This window comes from Nocardia sp. NPDC024068 (assembly GCF_040638875.1).
Lineage (GTDB): Bacteria > Actinomycetota > Actinomycetes > Mycobacteriales > Mycobacteriaceae > Nocardia.
Map to the genome: position 1 here is coordinate 1 of NZ_JBEZYU010000002.1, position 16,526 is coordinate 16,526.

General features: G+C 69.6%; 12 protein-coding genes. 5 read left to right on the forward strand and 7 right to left on the reverse strand.

What is annotated here, in order from left to right; translation table 11 throughout:
- Positions 1-127 precede the first annotated feature (127 nt).
- Complete coding sequence (locus tag AB0F41_RS02880; protein WP_357420993.1) at positions 128-628, reverse strand: MarR family transcriptional regulator; 501 nt, start codon at positions 626-628, stop codon at positions 128-130.
- Positions 629-1,023: 395 nt separating this feature from the next.
- On the reverse strand, positions 1,024-2,358 hold the full coding sequence (locus tag AB0F41_RS02885) for a lipase family protein (RefSeq protein ID WP_357420994.1): 1,335 nt from the start codon (positions 2,356-2,358) through the stop codon (positions 1,024-1,026).
- Between the two features lie 247 nt (positions 2,359-2,605).
- On the opposite strand from AB0F41_RS02885, the gene AB0F41_RS02890 reads away from it, so the two are divergent.
- Positions 2,606-3,541: an aminoglycoside phosphotransferase family protein gene (locus AB0F41_RS02890; protein WP_357420995.1), complete on the forward strand. Its 936-nt coding sequence runs from the start codon at positions 2,606-2,608 to the stop codon at positions 3,539-3,541.
- Between the two features lie 43 nt (positions 3,542-3,584).
- On the opposite strand, the gene AB0F41_RS02895 is transcribed toward AB0F41_RS02890, so the two are convergent.
- The 3 genes from AB0F41_RS02895 to AB0F41_RS02905 all read right to left on the reverse strand — a co-directional run bounded on the left by AB0F41_RS02895 (position 3,585) and on the right by AB0F41_RS02905 (position 7,007).
- The gene (locus tag AB0F41_RS02895; protein ID WP_357420996.1) at positions 3,585-5,132 is read right to left on the reverse strand and encodes a DUF4173 domain-containing protein; all 1,548 of its coding nucleotides are present in this window, start codon (positions 5,130-5,132) and stop codon (positions 3,585-3,587) included.
- Positions 5,133-5,202: 70 nt separating this feature from the next.
- Positions 5,203-6,237 (reverse strand): ATP-binding protein, encoded by a 1,035-nt coding sequence (locus AB0F41_RS02900; RefSeq protein WP_357421422.1) that lies wholly within the window; start codon positions 6,235-6,237, stop codon positions 5,203-5,205.
- 68 nt (positions 6,238-6,305) lie between these two features.
- A complete protein-coding gene (locus tag AB0F41_RS02905) occupies positions 6,306-7,007 on the reverse strand; it encodes a response regulator transcription factor (protein WP_357420997.1) in 702 nt (233 codons plus the stop codon).
- A gap of 235 nt (positions 7,008-7,242) precedes the next feature.
- Between AB0F41_RS02905 and AB0F41_RS02910 the strand changes: the two genes are divergently transcribed.
- Entirely contained in the window at positions 7,243-8,571 is a 1,329-nt protein-coding gene (locus tag AB0F41_RS02910) for an alpha/beta hydrolase-fold protein (protein WP_357420998.1), read from the forward strand.
- Positions 8,568-11,054: a DUF2156 domain-containing protein gene (locus AB0F41_RS02915; protein ID WP_357420999.1), complete on the forward strand. Its 2,487-nt coding sequence runs from the start codon at positions 8,568-8,570 to the stop codon at positions 11,052-11,054. Before AB0F41_RS02910 ends, AB0F41_RS02915 begins: the two co-directional genes overlap by 4 nt.
- A gap of 13 nt (positions 11,055-11,067) precedes the next feature.
- Here AB0F41_RS02915 and AB0F41_RS02920 read toward each other — a convergent pair whose 3' ends face one another.
- Complete coding sequence (locus AB0F41_RS02920) at positions 11,068-11,430, reverse strand: cupin domain-containing protein (RefSeq protein WP_357421000.1); 363 nt, start codon at positions 11,428-11,430, stop codon at positions 11,068-11,070.
- 1,444 nt (positions 11,431-12,874) lie between these two features.
- Here AB0F41_RS02920 and AB0F41_RS02925 point away from each other — a divergent pair.
- Entirely contained in the window at positions 12,875-13,765 is an 891-nt protein-coding gene (locus tag AB0F41_RS02925; protein ID WP_357421001.1) for a hypothetical protein, read from the forward strand.
- 839 nt (positions 13,766-14,604) lie between these two features.
- On the opposite strand, the gene AB0F41_RS02930 is transcribed toward AB0F41_RS02925, so the two are convergent.
- Positions 14,605-15,309: a YoaK family protein gene (locus tag AB0F41_RS02930; RefSeq protein WP_357421002.1), complete on the reverse strand. Its 705-nt coding sequence runs from the start codon at positions 15,307-15,309 to the stop codon at positions 14,605-14,607.
- A gap of 286 nt (positions 15,310-15,595) precedes the next feature.
- Here AB0F41_RS02930 and AB0F41_RS02935 point away from each other — a divergent pair, with 286 nt between their 5' ends.
- Positions 15,596-16,516, forward strand: coding sequence for a universal stress protein (locus AB0F41_RS02935; RefSeq protein WP_357421003.1), 921 nt, complete (start codon positions 15,596-15,598; stop codon positions 16,514-16,516).
- Positions 16,517-16,526: the final 10 nt, after the last annotated feature.

The following is a 16,526-nucleotide window of genomic DNA, read 5'->3' on the forward strand; positions in this document are numbered from 1 at the left end:
GGCGTTGGCGACGATGGTGGTGCTGAGTAGCGCGGTGAACAGCGCGGCCAGCAGGCCGGTCATCGCTTCGAGGATCTGGCGATGGCTCATGGCGAGCGGATCGCGAGAGGCTGCGGGTGCCTCGGTGTCAGACATCGGCTCTCACTTTCGAAACCTGCGAATTGTCGTCCGGTACGCCACAGCGGTCGCCGGAATTGGGGGCATTGAGGGAATTACGGAGTCGTCGCACGGCCAGAAAAGCCTGTTCGGCGTCGTCCTCGGACCAGTCGTCGAGCGTTTCCTGCAGATGGCGGGTATGGATGTCCCGCGCGTGGTGGAGCAGGTTCTGCCCGTCGTCGCTCAGCTCGACCAAGGCGGCCCGGCCGTCACTGGGATCGGCTCGTCTGCTGATATATCCTGCGGCGGCCAGCTCGGTGATGTGCCGGCTCATCGCCGACGCGGTGATGCGCAGATCGCTCGCGAGGTCGACCTGACGGCACGGGCCCCTCGTCTCGAGGGTGGTGAGGACACCGAGTGCCCCGGGCAGGAGCTCGCCGGCGTCGGAGTGGGCCAGTGCCGAACGCAGTGCCCGGCTGATCTGGAACATTTCGCCGAGGAGTTTCTGCGCGGTGGCGGCTGAGACGGTCACGGCGACTCCAAGACAGTGATTAGTTTCTTTCGGTAATCAACAATATATCGGTTGCTTGTGCTAATCAACTATCGGGGGTCCGGTGAAAGGCGCAGGTAGCGGTAGTTTTCCGGACATTTGGGATTATCGTGGCGCCACGCTGTGTCCGGGGCGGCCCAGGGGAACCTAGGGCTGAGAGGGGGGGATGTGGCCTTCCGCGCGGCTGTGCGCCGGTCGTCGGCGCCTGTCATCGGGGAGTTTTCCGCTCTGGACCGGAGATCGCCGGGTTCGGCGGCGGCGAAGAAAGGACCGCCCCGCCGTGGTGATCGGTATCACCTTCGGCGGGGCGGTCGGAAGCAGAACAGCGCGGGGGTGGGGTAGGCGTATCGCCGCCTGCCCACCGCGCCTTTCCGGGATCAGTCGATCGTGCAGCCGGACACCGGCTTACCGGCCAGACGATCGAGCAGGTAGGTGATCGCGTTGTCCGGGCCGAATCCGTCGATCATCTCCGGACCGAAATGGTTGGGGATGGTGGTGCCGGGCAGGATGGGCGGCAGGTCGTTGGTACGGAAGGTGACCGTGGCGCCCTGCGCGCACCATTCGTCGGCGAGGCGCCGGGCCTGGTTGTAGGGGACGGTGTCGTCGTTGAGCCCGCTCGTGATCAGGACCGGGGTTGCCGGGGCGCGACTGCCGAGCCGGAGTTCGGTGAGCGCCGGAGCGGCCTCGGGAATCTCGTTCAGATGTTCGGTGAGTGAGCGTCCGTCGACGGTGAGCGAACTCGTCTTCATGAACGGATGGCGGGTGATGATGTCCCCGATGCACATATCGCTGAGTTCGCGCAGGGTGTCGCGTCCGGCCGGACCCGTGACGCGGTCCACCGCCTTCTGTAGATCGGGGTAGCGGGCCAGCAGGCCGTTGACGGCGAAACCGATGGCGCCGCCGATGAGCGCGCCGTCGATCCGCTCCAGGATCGCTGTCAGATCGGCGACGGGGCCGCCCGCCCAGGTGCCCCGGAGGTTCAGTTCCGGCGCGTAATCGGGCTGCATCTCCGCGGCCGCGCCCACTGCGCCGCCGCCCTGGGAGTAACCCCAGAACACCAGCGGAGTGTCGGCGCCGACGCCACCCAGCGCGTTGGCCGCCCGCGCACCGTCGAGAACGGCGTGCGCCTGTTCGATCCGGTTGGCGTAGGTGTGGATACCGGGTGTGCCCAGGCCGATGTAGTCGGTGACCAGGACGCGCGCGCCCAGCCTGCTCCACACCGCCGACGACGGCAGTTCCTGGTTCGCGGACAGGGAGGGGGAGGGATCGGCGGTGATCGAGATCCCGGTGGAGAATGCCTTCGACATCGCGCACCGGTCGCCCTGGCCGGAGGTGCCGGGACCGATGACCACTGTCGGTCGCGGGCCGGCCCCCAGCCACGGACCCGCGGCATCGATATAGGTGCCGGTGACCGCCACCGGCGATCCGTCCTGCAACCGGGTGGTGTACATGACGTGGTCGGCCTTGCCCGGCCAGCCCTGCTCGGTGGGCAGGGTGGCCAGTAGGGACATCGGCCGGGTCTTGATGACCGTCCCGGGCTCGGCCGGGATCTGCGCCGGGGGGAGGTAGAAGTCGTCGGGGGCCGCGGCCGCCTCCGGCTGATGCGCCGCGATCCCCACCGCGGCGGCGCAGGCGATGACCACCGCGACGGCGGCGCTCCGTCCTGCCGACCCACGCAGACCCCACCGGGAACGCCACTGTTTCCGAATCATCGTCACTCTCCATGCCCTCCGCCCTGGAACCTTATCCGGGTGCTGGATCACAGTGCGCCGCCGAACGTGGCGTGTTTCACGCCTGTGACCTACTGGACAGTAACATGGATACCGGTGGGCGCCGGCGCCGTGGTCGGCCCAGGCTGTGTTGCCGGGGAAGCCGGCCCGGGCACGGTGGTGCGGTGCCGTCCGACCGGCCGCGATCGCCACGGATATGTTCGGCGCGGGACGAAATGGAGGTGGAGCGGTGGAGACCCGGGCATCTGATTCCGCGTGGGCGGTGCCGGTCCCGCGCCGCGACCCCACCGGCCCCACCCCGGCACCGCCGCCGGAGGATATTCGCGACCTCCGCCGTGACCTCCTGCGGCGGCTGCTGCCGGCCGAACCGGACACCGTGGTGTGCCGGGGCCAGTTCTACGAGGTGATCGTGGGCGCCGACCGGGTGGTCTGCCTGCCGCGCACCCCGGCGGCCGCCGGGCGGCTGCCCCGGCGGGCGCGGACGCTGCGGATGCTCGCGGAGCTGGACCTCGGCGTCCGGGCACCGGTTCCGCTGGCGGCCGGCCGAGACGCCGATGCGACGCCCTATCTGGTGCTCGACCGGATCCCCGGCGCCCCACTCGATCCGGCGGCACTGTCCGGCTCCGAGACGGCGAGCCGGGTCGCGGACCAGTACGCGGCGCTGCTGACCGCGCTGGCCCGAGCCGGACAAGATGCCGTGGTGCGCCGCCGTTTGCCGCGTACGCCGGTCGACCGGTGGCCGCGGTTCGCCCGCGAAGTACGCACGGATCTGTTCCCGCTGATGTCGGACCGCGGGCGGCGGCGGGCGGGCCGGGAACTCACCGCGCTCGCTGCGGTCCCGCCGCTCGACGACGCGGTCGTGCACGGTGACCTGGGCTCGGAAAATGTGTTGTGGGCGTGGGCGGACGGTGTACCGCGGCTGACCGGAGTGCTCGACTGGGACGATATCGCCCTGGGGGACCCGGCCGAGGATCTCGCGGCGATCGAAGCGGGCCACGGGTGCGCGTTCGTGCACGGCATCCTCACCCGCCACGGCCCGGTGGACCCGGGTCTCGGCACCCGTATCGCGGCCGTCCGTGGCACGTTCGCACTGCAGCAGGCACTGGCCGGCCTGCGTGACGGCGATCCGGCCGAAATGGCGGAGGGGCTGGCGGAGTATCGCTGAGATCCGCCGGGCGCGGGCCGGGCGCCGGTTGTCTCCGTTGTTCTCATCGCGCCCGCGTCCGGGCCAGGTTCCAGCTGTTCCAGGTGTCGTCGTCCGGTCCGGAGCCGAGCCGGTCGCGCAGCTCGAGCCTGATCGCCGCGGGCAGACGGTCGAGGACGGGGATGACATCGGCCGACATACCTGCGAGATAGTCGGTATCGAGTTCCGCACCGCGTTGCCAGCGGTCGATGTTGCCGGATGCCACCAGGGCCTCTGGATTCAGCAGGGCGAGAAGAAGCAGCGCGGTCACGGCGGTACCGGCGGCGATACGCGGCAGCCGGCTCGCTTCCAAGCGCAGCACGGCGACGATCACCAGGACGTAGACGATGCCGAGCCAGAGTTCACAGGTGCCGACCAGGAGCCGCAGCACCGTGAATCCGTACGCCTGCTGGTAGGTCCACATCCGCCCGAGCGCGGAGGCGATCATCACCAGGGTGAGCCCGCTGATCGCGCACAGCACGAGTCGCAACCACCGGCGGTCCGCGGCCGAATCCCGGGCGGCTCGGTGCAGTACGGGCAGGATGACGCCGAGAGTGAGTACGGTGACCGCCGACAGTTGCCAGAACCCGCCGCGTGCATATTCGGCGTAGGTCAGGCCGGCGGTGCGCTGCACATAGTCGTCGCCACCGAACAGAGCCATCAGCTGGGTGCCGACGAAGACCGCGAACACCGCCGTCAGCGCACCGACCGGCAGCCCCCATTCGAGCCGCGCCACTGTCCGGCTCCGGCCGGGATCCGGGGTCGCCGACTCGGCGGGGGTGCGAGCGAGCAGATAGAACGCGCCCAGACAGCCCGATGCGGCCGCCAGGAACAGCACGATCCAGCGCACGAAGATATCGCCGTCCAGCCGCGGAATCAGTCCCTCGACCAGCGCGGCGAAAGTGGCATCGGCGCCGGCCAGCAGCGGTACGAAAACCGCCAGCAGCCCGGCCGTTACGGCCACGGATACCCCGAGTCTCCGGGTGCGTTCACCCGCGCTGCGCGACCGCCCGCTCTGCGCGGTGTAGACCCACGCGAGGCCGCTGAGGGATGCCAGGGGGACGGCGGCCGCGTCCCGGAATATCCCGCGGCCCGATCGCCTATCCACCACCGCGAGTGACCCGGCGACGGCCGCGGCCGCCACGCACAGGGCGAACAACCAGCCGGCGGCCCGGAAGGTACCGACCGCCAGCAGAGCGAGCGCCGCGATCGACCAGAACAGCCGTTCCCGATTCCGGACCGTCCCGGCCGGTTGTTTCTCGCCCGGATCGGTCCGGTGTGCGCGACGACGGACCACGACCACCGCCCCCGCCACGGCGGATCCCGCGAGCAGCCAGCCGATTCCGGGCCGGTCCACGGGGACGGCGACCGCGGTGACCAGACCGGCGATCCCCGCCGCGGGCAGGGCGCCGGAGGTGTAGGCCACCTGACGCCATCGGGGCGGGGCGGCGGGGGCGGGAGTACGCGAGGCAGCACCCGCGGGTTCCGTCGGCTCGGAGGCTGTCGCGGTACCGGCCGATTCCGGTGCGTGAGTGCGCTGGGTGGTGACGTCCGGGACAGGTCGTCTGGGCATGGTGTCGCTCCTGAGGGTGTGCGGTATCGCCCCGGGGCCGAGCGGCTTCCGGGTGGGTGAGCGGGGAATATCAGAGGTCGGGTGTCCGGGAGGACGGGAGGACGACGCGGATCCGTGAGCCGGGATCGGCCACGGCGATGGAGCCGTGGTGCAGGTCGATCACCCAGCGTGCGATGGCGAGGCCGAGCCCGGTGCCGCCGCCGTCGGTGCGGCCGCCACGAGTGAAACGGTCGAAGATGCGTTCGCGTTGTTCCGGCGGGATACCGGGACCGTCGTCGTCGACATCGACGACGAGATCACCACCGGCGAGGTGGGCGCGTATCCGTACCTCACCGCCGGCGGGGCCGTGCCGGGCGGCATTGTCCAGGAGATTCACCAGCACCTGGTGGAGGCGGGCGCGGTCGGCGTATACGGTGGCGCCGGCCGGGTCGACTTCGCTGCGGAATCGGATACCGCGGCCGAGCGCCGCCGTCATGACCTCGCCCTCGGCGGTCACCTCGGCGAAAAGCGGTGCGATATCGAACTCTTCGCGCTCCAGCGGTACCGCCCCCGCCTCGATACTGGACAGGTCGAGGAGTTCGGAGACGAGCCGCCCCAGCCGTTCGGTCTGGGCCAGGGCGGTTTCGAGTGTCCGCGGATCGGGTTCGGACACGCCGTCCACCAGGTTCTCCAGGACGGCGTTCAACGCGGTGATCGGCGTACGCAGCTCATGCGAGACATTGGCGATCAGGTCACGGCGTTGCCGATCGGCCGCGGCGAGATCGGCGGCCATGCGGTTGAACGCCTCGGCGAGCTGGCCCACCTCGTCCCGGGAGGACGCGCGGACGCGGGTGGTGTAGTCGCCGCGCGCCATCAGCCGGGCAGCGGCGGTCATCTCCCGCAGCGGCATGGTGATGCCGTGCGCCAGGAACTGGGAGGACACCAGTGCGATGAGCATCGCCGCCAGGGTGGTCATCGGTGGCAGCCAGCCGATCCGCAGCCGGAAGTATCCGAAGGCCAGACCACCCGCGAAGGTCATCAGGATGGCCAGTTTGAGTTTGAGGGAGCGGATCCGATCCAGTGGCCGGGGTAGTGCCGCCGCCACCCTGTTCGGTAGGCGCCGCATCGTGGCCACGATCGCGGGGCGGCCGGGATCGCCGTCGGCGGTGCCGGCCGGAGCGGACGCGGGGCGTGTCACCTTGGCTCCAAGGCGTAGCCGACCCCGTGGACCGTCCGGATCAGGTCGGCGCCGAGCTTACGGCGTAGCGCCTTGATATGACTGTCGACCGCCCGGGTGCCCGCGGCATCGGCCCAATCCCACACCTCCTCGAGCAGGCGCTCGCGTGCGAGCACCGCGCGGGGACGCCGGGCCAGCCGTGCGAGCAGGTCGAATTCCAGCGGGGTCAGCTGCGCTTCGACTCCCTCGCGCCAGACTCTGCGCTGGTCGGCGTCGATCCGGAGATCGCCGACCACGGTGATCGTGCCGTGGCCCTGCCCGGCGCGCTCGACCCGGCGCAGCAGCGCATGCACGCGTGCGGTCAGGACCCGCAGCGAGAACGGTTTGGTCAGATAGTCGTCGGCGCCCACCCCGAGACCGATGAGCTGATCGGTTTCGTCGGTCCGCGCGGTGAGCATGAGCACGGGAATCGAGCGTTCGGCCTGAATGCGGCGGCACACCTCCAGCCCGTCGTAGCCGGGCAGCATGACATCGAGGACGACGAGATCGGGTGCGAAGCGCCCCGCGGCGGCCACCGCGGCGGGGCCGTCGTATGCCATGTCGACTGTGAAGCCCTCGGCTCGCAGCCGTGCCGCAACCGATTCCGCGATCGTGGGCTCATCGTCGACCACCAGGATTCGTCGCGCCGTAGCTCCCCCGGCCGGTGCGTTCTGTTCCATGCTGGGCGAGCCTAGCCACCGGGTGTGGAGAGAACCGGTACCAGTTGTGGAGATTCCGTGTGGGCTCCCGGACCGGCGTTGTCCGGAGCAGGTCTAGCGGGACGACCCGCGGCGGGTGGTGGCCAGTGCCCGGGCAACGGCATCCGGCGCGTGCGCCCGGGCGCCGACGGCACGGGTGTCGGGCAACCGGTGTCGATCATGTGTGCGGGTGCGGCGCGCTTGCATACTGGGTGTCATGTCGTGGACCGGGCCTATCGAGGCGATACTCGATCTGCGCGTGACCACGACGGCGGCGGTCGGTGTGTTCGTAATGGTCACGGTGGTGGGGCTGGCAACGCTGGCCATTCGGCGTGGCCGTCGCCGGGTGATCGCGGTCGTCTCCGCGGCAGCTGTGGTGGCTGTGGTGACGATCGTGGCGGCCGCGGTGCTGATCGACAGGGTGTGGCGGCCCTTCCCCGACCCGTTGCCGCGCAGTGTCTATGCCTGGTCGGGTGTGGCGGTACTCGCGGTCGCACTGCTCGCCGGCCGGTGGTTCGCCCGCGGACGCGACCGGGCGCGCCCGGCTGCCGCCGCCGGACTGCTCGCCGCGGCGGCAGCGGTCGTCCTCTGCGCCGCCGGGGGGATCAACGCGGTATTCGACGCGTATCCGACAGTGCGTGAGGTGGTCGGTCGCAGCGACTACCGCACGGTCCCGTTCGATGCCGCACTGGCGCCGGATCCGGGTGCGTCCCCGACGCCGCCCGGGAATTGGGTGCCGCCCGACGATCTGCCGGACACCGGCGCGGTGACGAAAACGGCCATACCGGGTATGACCTCCCGATTCTCCGCCCGTGAGGCGCGGATCTACCTGCCGCCGGCCTATTTCGCCTCGCCGCGACCCGCACTGCCCGTGCTCGTACTGCTGGCCGGGCAGCCCGGCAGTACCGACGACTGGCTCGTCGGCGGCAGGCTCACCGACATCATGAACGAGTACGCGGCCGCCCACCGAGGGCTGGCACCCGTCGTCGTCCTCGCCGACGGCACCGGCAGCCGCCTCGGCAACCCGCTGTGCGTCGACTCGGCACTCGGCAACGCGGCCACCTATCTGGCCGTCGATGTACCGCAGTGGGTACGTACCCACCTGCAGGTCGACCCGGATCCGCGCGCGTGGGCCGTGGGCGGACTCTCCTACGGCGGCACCTGCGCCCTGCAACTCGCCACCACCCGCCCCGAGGTTTATCCCACCTTCCTCGATATGTCGGGACAGTCCGAGCCCACGCTCGGCGACCGCAACTCGACGCTGCGGGCGGCGTTCGGCGGCGACGCCGCGGCCTTCGCGCGGAACAATCCCGCCGACCTGCTGGCCCGCAATCGCTACCCCGACTCCGCCGGCGCGTTCGTGGTGGGCCTCGACGACGCCGAGTACCGGCGCGGGATGGAGCAGCTCGCCGCCGCGGCCGGGGCCGCGGGTATGGAGGTCCACCTGACCGAATTGCCCGGGGCGCACAGCTTCGCCGTGTGGTCCGCCGGACTCGAGAAGGAGATGCCGTGGCTCGGCCACCGACTCGGCCTCGACGTGTCATGACGACCCGTATCGTTTCCGGAGCCGCCCGCGCCCCCGTGGCTCTCGGCCTGCTGGTGGTGATCTGGGTACTCGCCGTCGCGACCGGCGCAGTGCGCAGAGGCCCCTCGCCCGAGCTCGCGTCGAATGTCTCGCTCGGGATCCGCACCTTCACCGAAGGTCATGTGTGGACGCTGTGGACCTCGGGCCTGTTCGCCTCCGGTTTCGGCGACTATCTGCTGTCGAGTCTGTTCATCCTGGCCATCGCGGTGCCGGTCGAACACCGGATCGGCAGCCGCAGGTTCGCGATCGCGGTGTTCGTATCCCAGGGCGCCGGCGCGGCCGTGGCCCTGATCGCGGCGCAACTCGCCTCGGCGGTGCCGAACTCGTGGGGTCTGGAACTGCACGGGCATGTGACCGAGGAGCCCCTGCCGTGGGTGCTCGGCGCATTGCTGGCGGCCACCGCTGCCATGCACACCCTGTGGCGCCGCCGGATCCGGACACTGCTGCTGGTGGTTCTCGTGACCGCCGCGCTTTTCGCCGGGCATCTGCAGGATGTGACGCGATCATCGGTCGCGGTGGCCGGACTGCTCGTCGGTCCGGTGCTGTTCGGGCGCGCCGCCCGCCCCCCGGCGCTCGGCGGGACGATCCGGGAACGCCGCACCCTGGTCGCGCTGGTCGTCGCCGCCAGTGTCGCCGGTCCGCTGCTCGCGGTGTTCTCACCGCATGCCATCGGGCCGCTGTCGTCACTGCGGGAGCTGTTCGACCAGGTCCCCTATAGTGCGCGCGAACTGGTCGATGTCTGCGCCGACCCGGCCCTGCACGACGAATGCCGCCGTGGGCAGCAGGCCCTGAGCCTGTCCGGGATCGGCCCGCTGATGATGAACCTCATGCCGTCGGTGGTGCTGCTCATCGGTGCCGAGGGGTTGCGCCGCGGCCGGCGCGCGGCGTGGCTGCTGTCGGTGGGCGGGCACGCCGCGCTCGTCGTCGTGGCCGCCGCCAGTGTGATCGTCCGGATCACCGGACAGGATCAGACGCGTTCACTGCTCTACGGCATTCACCGGCACAGCTCGGTCTGTATGGAGTTCGCTCCGCTGCTCGCGTTAGTGGCGGTTCTCATACTGCTGCTGGCGACGGGGCGACTGTTCGATGTTCGCGCACCGCGCGGGACCTATCGCCGGATCTGGCCGGTCGCCCTCGCGGCGGCCGGGACGGCTCTCGTGGCGTATGTGGTGTCGGGGACATTGCTGGGTGACGGTTTCGATCGGGAGCCCGGCGTCGGCACGTTGCTCCGGGATGCACCGCTGCGGCTGCTCCCACCGGTGTATCTCCAGCTCTTCGAGCCGCAGGTCCTGCCACTGACCCCGGCGGCGACCGCGCTGTTCGAGTGGATCGGTGTCCTGGTGTGGGCCGTGTTCTGCGGGCTGATGCTGCGGAGCTTCCTCATCCCACCGTCGGGGTACGACGCCGGGGGCGAGCGCCGGGTGCGGAAACTGCTGCACGATCCCGGTGGCGGCTCGCTGTCATGGATGAGTACCTGGGCGGGCAACAGGTACTGGTTCACCGCCGACGGGCGGCACGCCGTGGCGTACCGCGTGCATTCCGGTGTCGCTCTGACCATCACAGAACCGATCGGTGACCGCGCCGGACTGGCCGAAGCGGTCGACGGGTTCGCGGCCTTCTGCCTCGGCAACGGGTGGACCCCCTGTTTCTATTCGGTCGGGCACGACACCGCCGCCCTGGCCCGTGAACACGGCTGGAGCTGCCTGCAGGTGGCGGAGGAAACCCTGATCGAATTGGACGGCCTGGCGTTCAAGGGCAAGAAATTCCAGGATGTGCGGACCGCTCTGAACCGCGCCGGCAAGGAAGGGATCGAAGCGAGATGGACGACGTTCGCCGATGCCCCGCTGTCGGTCACCGAGCAGATCGTGGACATCTCCGAGGAATGGGCGGCGGACAAGGGCCTGCCCGAAATGGGTTTCACACTCGGTGGGCTCGCCGAACTCCGTGACCCGGAGGTCCGGCTGTTGCTGGCCGTCGACGCGGACGACCATGTCCACGCCGTCACTTCGTGGCTGCCGGTCCGCCGCGACGGCGCGCCGATCGGCCTGACGCTGGATTTCATGCGCCGCCGCTCCGATGGATTCCGCGCGGCCATGGAGTTCCTCATCGCGTCGGCCGCGTTGTCGGCCAAGGCGGAAGGACTCGAGTTCCTCAGCCTGTCCGGTGCCCCGCTGGCCGGCGCCGACCAGGCCGAATCCGATCTCGATCGCGGCGCGCTCGATGCGTTGCTCGATCTGCTGGGCCGCACGCTCGAACCGGTCTACGGTTTCCGGTCGCTGCTGGCCTTCAAAGCCAAATTCCAGCCCCGGCACCGGCCCATGTACATGGTATTCCCCGATCCCGCGGCATTGCCGGCCATCGGGATCGCCATCGGCCGCGCGTATCTTCCGCATATGTCGCTGGAAGAGAGCGGTCAATTGCTGACCCAGCTGCTACGCCGCTGAATCGGAGGTCTGGTCAGGGTTTGGCGTAATCGGCGAAACCCTGCCAGTCGAGCATCACGCAGGGTTCGTCGCCGACGATCCAGGCGTCGTGTCCGGGCGGGACACTCATGAAATCGCCGGGCCCGTACTCCTGTTTCTCACCGTCGTCCATGACCACCACCATGTGTCCCGCGAGGCAGTAGCCCGCGTGCGCGGCCTGGCAGCTGTCGGTCTGCGCGATCGGTTTGACATGTTCGGACCATTTCCAGCCGGGCTCGAAAACCGCCCGGCCCACGGCGCCGGAGTCGAGATTGACCAGATCGAGTTTGCCCTTGCCCGCCTCGAAGGTGCGGGTCTCCTCGGGCGACTCGAAACTCTTGCGTACCAAACCGGACATGATTCGTACTCCTCGGTGTGCTTCCCCTCGTGTCGGATCGAACGGACTTCGCGGGAACACACACCGGGGTGCGTGCGATGGATGTTCGCGCCACGCCGCGCGCCCCGCATCTGATAGGTGATGCGGATCACAGTCTACTTTTCGGTGGCTCCGGGCGGCAAGGCGCCGCACCGGTCCGAGGGCAGGCCGCCTGGGGCCGGGACTTCCCATCCCGGAGAGTTCGCGCTGCTCGCGCGGCGAACGTGGACAGCACAAACTGGTGTTATGTCAGTGTGAGTCCCTACCGTTGGTATCGGCCGGACTGATGAGCGGTCCGGTCCGACTGCGGCGACGACAAGCGGAGAGATCGGTGAGCCGGACCCCGGATGTAGACGTAGTCGAACTGCGCGCATTGGTATCGACGCTGGAGCAGTTGATCGCCGAGGCCTCCCGGGTCACCGCGGAACTGAAAGCCGCTGTGGCCTCGGTTGAGCATATTCCGGGGCAAACCGTTGCCGCAGTGTCCGTTTCGGACCGCCGGAGCCCTGCCGGCCGGGTTCCGGACGTCGGCGTCGGTGGGCTTGCCGCCCGTGGGCACCGGGGTTCGGCCGGTTCGCCGGCGCGGGCCGCCACGCCCTGGTCGCGTAGACGGGCCGGCGTATCCGGCGCGGAACCTTCCTCGGCAGTCGATCCCACCGGGCGGTCTCCGGCAGCCGATACTGTCGGGCGGTCTCCGGCAGTCGATACTGTCGGGCGGTCTCCGGCAGTCGATACTGTCGGGCGGTCTCCGGCAGTCGATACTGTCGGGCGGTCTCCGGCAGTCGACGTTGTCGCTTCCGGTTCGTCCGCGTCGGTTCCGGATCCGGCCTCCGCCGTCGAAACCACTGCCTCCGCGCGGGTCGCGGGCACACCGCACGGAGCTCTCCGGCCTGGCGAATCCTCGCCGGGCCGGACCCGCGGCGGGCCGGCGTCCGGTGGTGCTGTCGACGCGAGGGAGGTGGCGCGGCCGCCGTCGCGCGCGGACACCGCTCCGGGTGTTTCCTCGTCTGTGGCCGATGCATCGCCCGAAGGGCGGTCGGTGGTGGTGGGTACGGGGCCACAGGTGGGGTCGCAGGCGGATATCCCGGACAGGTCGATGCGTCCCGTGGCGGAGAGCCGCCCGGCATACGAGATCCGGCGGCCGCCTCGGGTTTCCGCGTTCGGGCTGCTGTCCGCGAAGACGGGCGAGCGGCGGCGTCCGATTCCGGACAGCGATCCCGTGCCTGCGGCCGATTCATCGTCCGGCCAGGCGCCGGTGCCGGTGGGCCTGTCCCGCGAACACCCGGCCGGTCCGAGCGCTGGTGTGAATGCCGGTGCGGCGAGCGAGGCAGGGGTGGCTGCGGATGCGCCGAGTGACGTCGGTGTGACCGTCGGGGCGCCGCCCGAGCGATCGTCGCCGGACCTGCCTCCGAGGGAGGTGGAGCATGTGGCTTCGGAACATCACTCGCAATCCGTTTCCGGTTCCCGGCCCTCCGGGCGGGCCGAACTGTCGTTGCTGCCGGACCCGGAGATGCCACCGTCCGGACCGCAGGCACCGGGCCCGGCGGCCGTCGCGGGGCAGCCCGGCGAGGTCGCGCAACCGGCGGGGGTTTCTCAGCTACGACTGGTGGAGGATCGGCGATTCGCCGACACTCCCTCCCCCGCGCCGGTACCGCCCGCGGCGCCGGACGACCCTGTCGCGGCGGGGGCGTACGGCGAAGGCGCGGACACCCGGACGCCCGGGCTCGTCCGTGAGATGGCGTGCAGGCACGGCCTGGAAACCCGCGGGTTCGATACCCATCCCGTCGACAGCGATACCGTGCGCGAGATCATCGCCGCGGTGGACATGCTGTTCGCCAAGTACACGGTCGCGCTGTACGGCATCGAGATCGCCGAACAGCGCGAGGACACACTGCGCCGCGTGCGCCGGAAAACAGCCGAGCCCGAGGACGGTGCTCCGCCCCGCGTGTGGATCACCCTGGCGTGGACCGAACTCGCGAACGCGGGCGGTGTGGCAGTGCAGGGCAGAAAGCGATTCCGGCGATCAGAAGCCACCGCCCGGCCGGTGTACGCGGCCGTGGTTCGCGCGTTCGGCGCCGCACTGGACGAGGCGGGTGGTCACCGGGCGCGGCAGGAGGCGTGGCGGATTCTGATGGCCGGTTCCCTGGGCGGCGGTGGCCTGGATCTCGGGCCGGGCCTGCTCGATCCGGCGCGCGCACTGATCGACGGATTCGTGGAGGTCGAGTTGCGTGGAAAACGCGCCGGAGAAACAGCGGGAAGGTTGCACGAGGCGCTGGTGAAAATGATTCGCGCGAAACCCGAGGAGACGTCTGCCTGATCGATTCGCGTTTCATCGTCACAATTCGATGGTCATTCGTGTGATTCTCTGGATAATGGAATGACGATGTGGGATTTCGTCGGATCGCGACACCTGGTTCGTTATTGCGGCGGCGAGGTGTCTAACAATCCTGATAACCCGGAGTGGGCAAGCTCCGGGCCATAGCGAGATCATCACCACCCGGCGGCGGGTGAGATCGGGATATCGAAGATGGGTGTCGCATTGCCGCTCGGCCGGGGTGCGGTCGGACGGTGGTCACTCGGCGGCGTTCGAACGTGAAGTAATTCGAGGTAGACAGCTACCGGCACCCGGAATTTCGATCATCGCCGTCCGTCGCTTCCGGCTGCCGGCGTGCTGAGATCCCGCGCGGCGGACGGGTCGTTTCCGGAATTATCGGGCCGGGGATATTTGTGGCGGCGGTGACGCGGAATTATTCACTGGACCGTTTTCCGGTGAACGGGTCCTGACGGTGCCGATTCGAGGTGTTAGTCTGCACACGTGGACCCTCCAGAGAAAGGGGTGTCCCCGTCGGGCGATGGCTCTGTCGGTCGCTGCGTTCGGAATCCAAGTCGTTCACAGCCTATTGTCGCGAGGGCTTCGCCGCTTTTGCAGTTTCTTTACCGGAGAACCATCCAATCATTTCATCGGAAGAAGAGAGAAACGTCATGAGTGCGGTAATCGGTCTCGGCTCCGCGGTCGCGGGGCTCGCTCTCAGCGCGGCATGGGCAGTGCTCGGCCTGGTTTTCTGAGAGTGGATGGTGCTGTCGCCGGTGGCGCCGCGGGGAATGGGTCTCCCCGCGCACGGATGCCGGCGTCGAGCACGTCCGGAGCCTGTCGCGTCACTCCTCGAACGGACCGTGCCGGTCCAGATGCAGATACGTGTAGCCGGTGACAGCGAGGCAAACGAGGGTGGCGGTGATCAGCATCGCCCAGCCGGCGACCAGCAGCCCGAGTAAGCCGCCCGCGAGCGCGCCGAGCGCGAAAGTCGCGTACAGCAGGAAGTATCCGAGCCAGTCCGCGTAGTCACCGCCGCTGGCGTGGCGTTCGATGCCCTGCCCCATTTTCACCAGCGTGCCGGTCACATAACTGAGCGGCACCGATACCTCGTCGTTCTTGATGAACGAGGTGTTCAGGGCGCCCACGCCGAAGGCCACGAACAGGATCGGAACGAAGTCGATATCGTCCGGGTTCGTTTGGTACACGGCGAGATCCGTCCCCGCCCCGACCGCCAGGCAGACGGTCGTCAGCAGTGTCGGTCCGTGCGGATGCCGGGTCCAGTAGTGGCGCCGGCACCACGACGCGACCACGACACCGGCCACGAACGACAGGATCAGTGCCAGAGCGGCCGCCGCCATATCCGGCTCGTCGCGGAAGTAGCCGAGAACCGCGCGTTCGGTGTTGCCCGTCATGAAGGTGACGAAATATCCCGCGGTATGGGTGAACGCGGCGGCGCCGATCAACCCGGCCAAGGCGGCGAGCACCCAGGACAGCCGGGCGTCGGCGTCGAAGAGCGCCTGCCTGCGACCGGCATCCGGTTTCGGCACGGTCGGGCTCCTTCCGGGCGGTGACGGCTCCTTCGGCGTTGCGGGGGGGCAGACGAATTCTCCTGTGCGGCCGGGGCGCGGCGGTCGGCGACGTCCATGACGGCGTGTCGGGCGACGCCCGGATGGGCGCGGTGTCCGGTATCGCGGCGAGTGCGTGCGTGTCTGCCCGCCCCGGGACCGCGTTGCTTCTATCCTGTGCCCGACGGGTCGACAGGCCGGAAGGCGCTGTGGCGTGCGCCGATGCCGGTGAACCGACCGCGGTGGCGGGACGAAAGGTGGGACGGTTATGTGGCCGAGCGCCTCGGGACAGTACATCGTGGCCGGTGTCGATGGATCCGATACATCGCTGGCGGCCGCCCGGTGGGCGGCGGCGTTCGCGGAAAAACTGGCACTGCCGATACATCTGGTGCACTCCTCGCCCGCGCCGGGCCCGATGCCCGATATCGCGGTCACTCCGGCCGAACTGGCGGAGCGGCATCGGGCCTACCGCTCGGACCTGCTGGAGTCGGCGGTGGAATCGGTTCGGCAGTGGGCTCCCGCAGTCGAGACGCGGCCGTTCGCGGACGATCGGGCGCCCGCTTCCGGACTGATCGCGGCGGCCGAGGGTGCCGCGATGATCGTTCTGGGCGCGACCGGGGCCGGATCGGTGGAGCGCTGGATCCTGGGCTCCACGGTGTTGCGGGTGGTCACTCACGCGCGGTGCCCGGTGGTGGTCTGGCGTGGCGACCCCGCGAACCCGGGTCCCGACGGACGTCCCATCGTGGTGGGAGCCGACGGAAGCCCGATCTCGGCGGCCGCGACCCGGCTGGCGTTCGAATGGGCGGAATTGCTGACCGCGCCGGTGACCGCGGTACGTGCGTGGACCGAAGGCGCCGCTGCCGGGGACTCCGTGCCCACCGCCATGCAACTGCTCGGCCCGACGGCGATGGTCATGGACTGGGACGCCGTAGCGCGCGCCGAAGCCGGCACACTGTCGACGATCATCGCCCCCTATCGGAAGGACTTCCCCGGGGTCCCGGTCGAGGAACGGTCCCGCCGAGGATCGGCCGCCCGCGAACTGCTGCGCGCACTCGACGACGGGCAGATGGCCGTTGTGGGCAGCAAGGGATGGGGGCGGTTTCGTGCCGCCCTCCTGGGCTCCACCAGCCAGAACCTGTTGCACCGTGCCGACCGGCCGATCGTCGTCCATCGCGGCGCCGACGACTGACGGGCCGGCC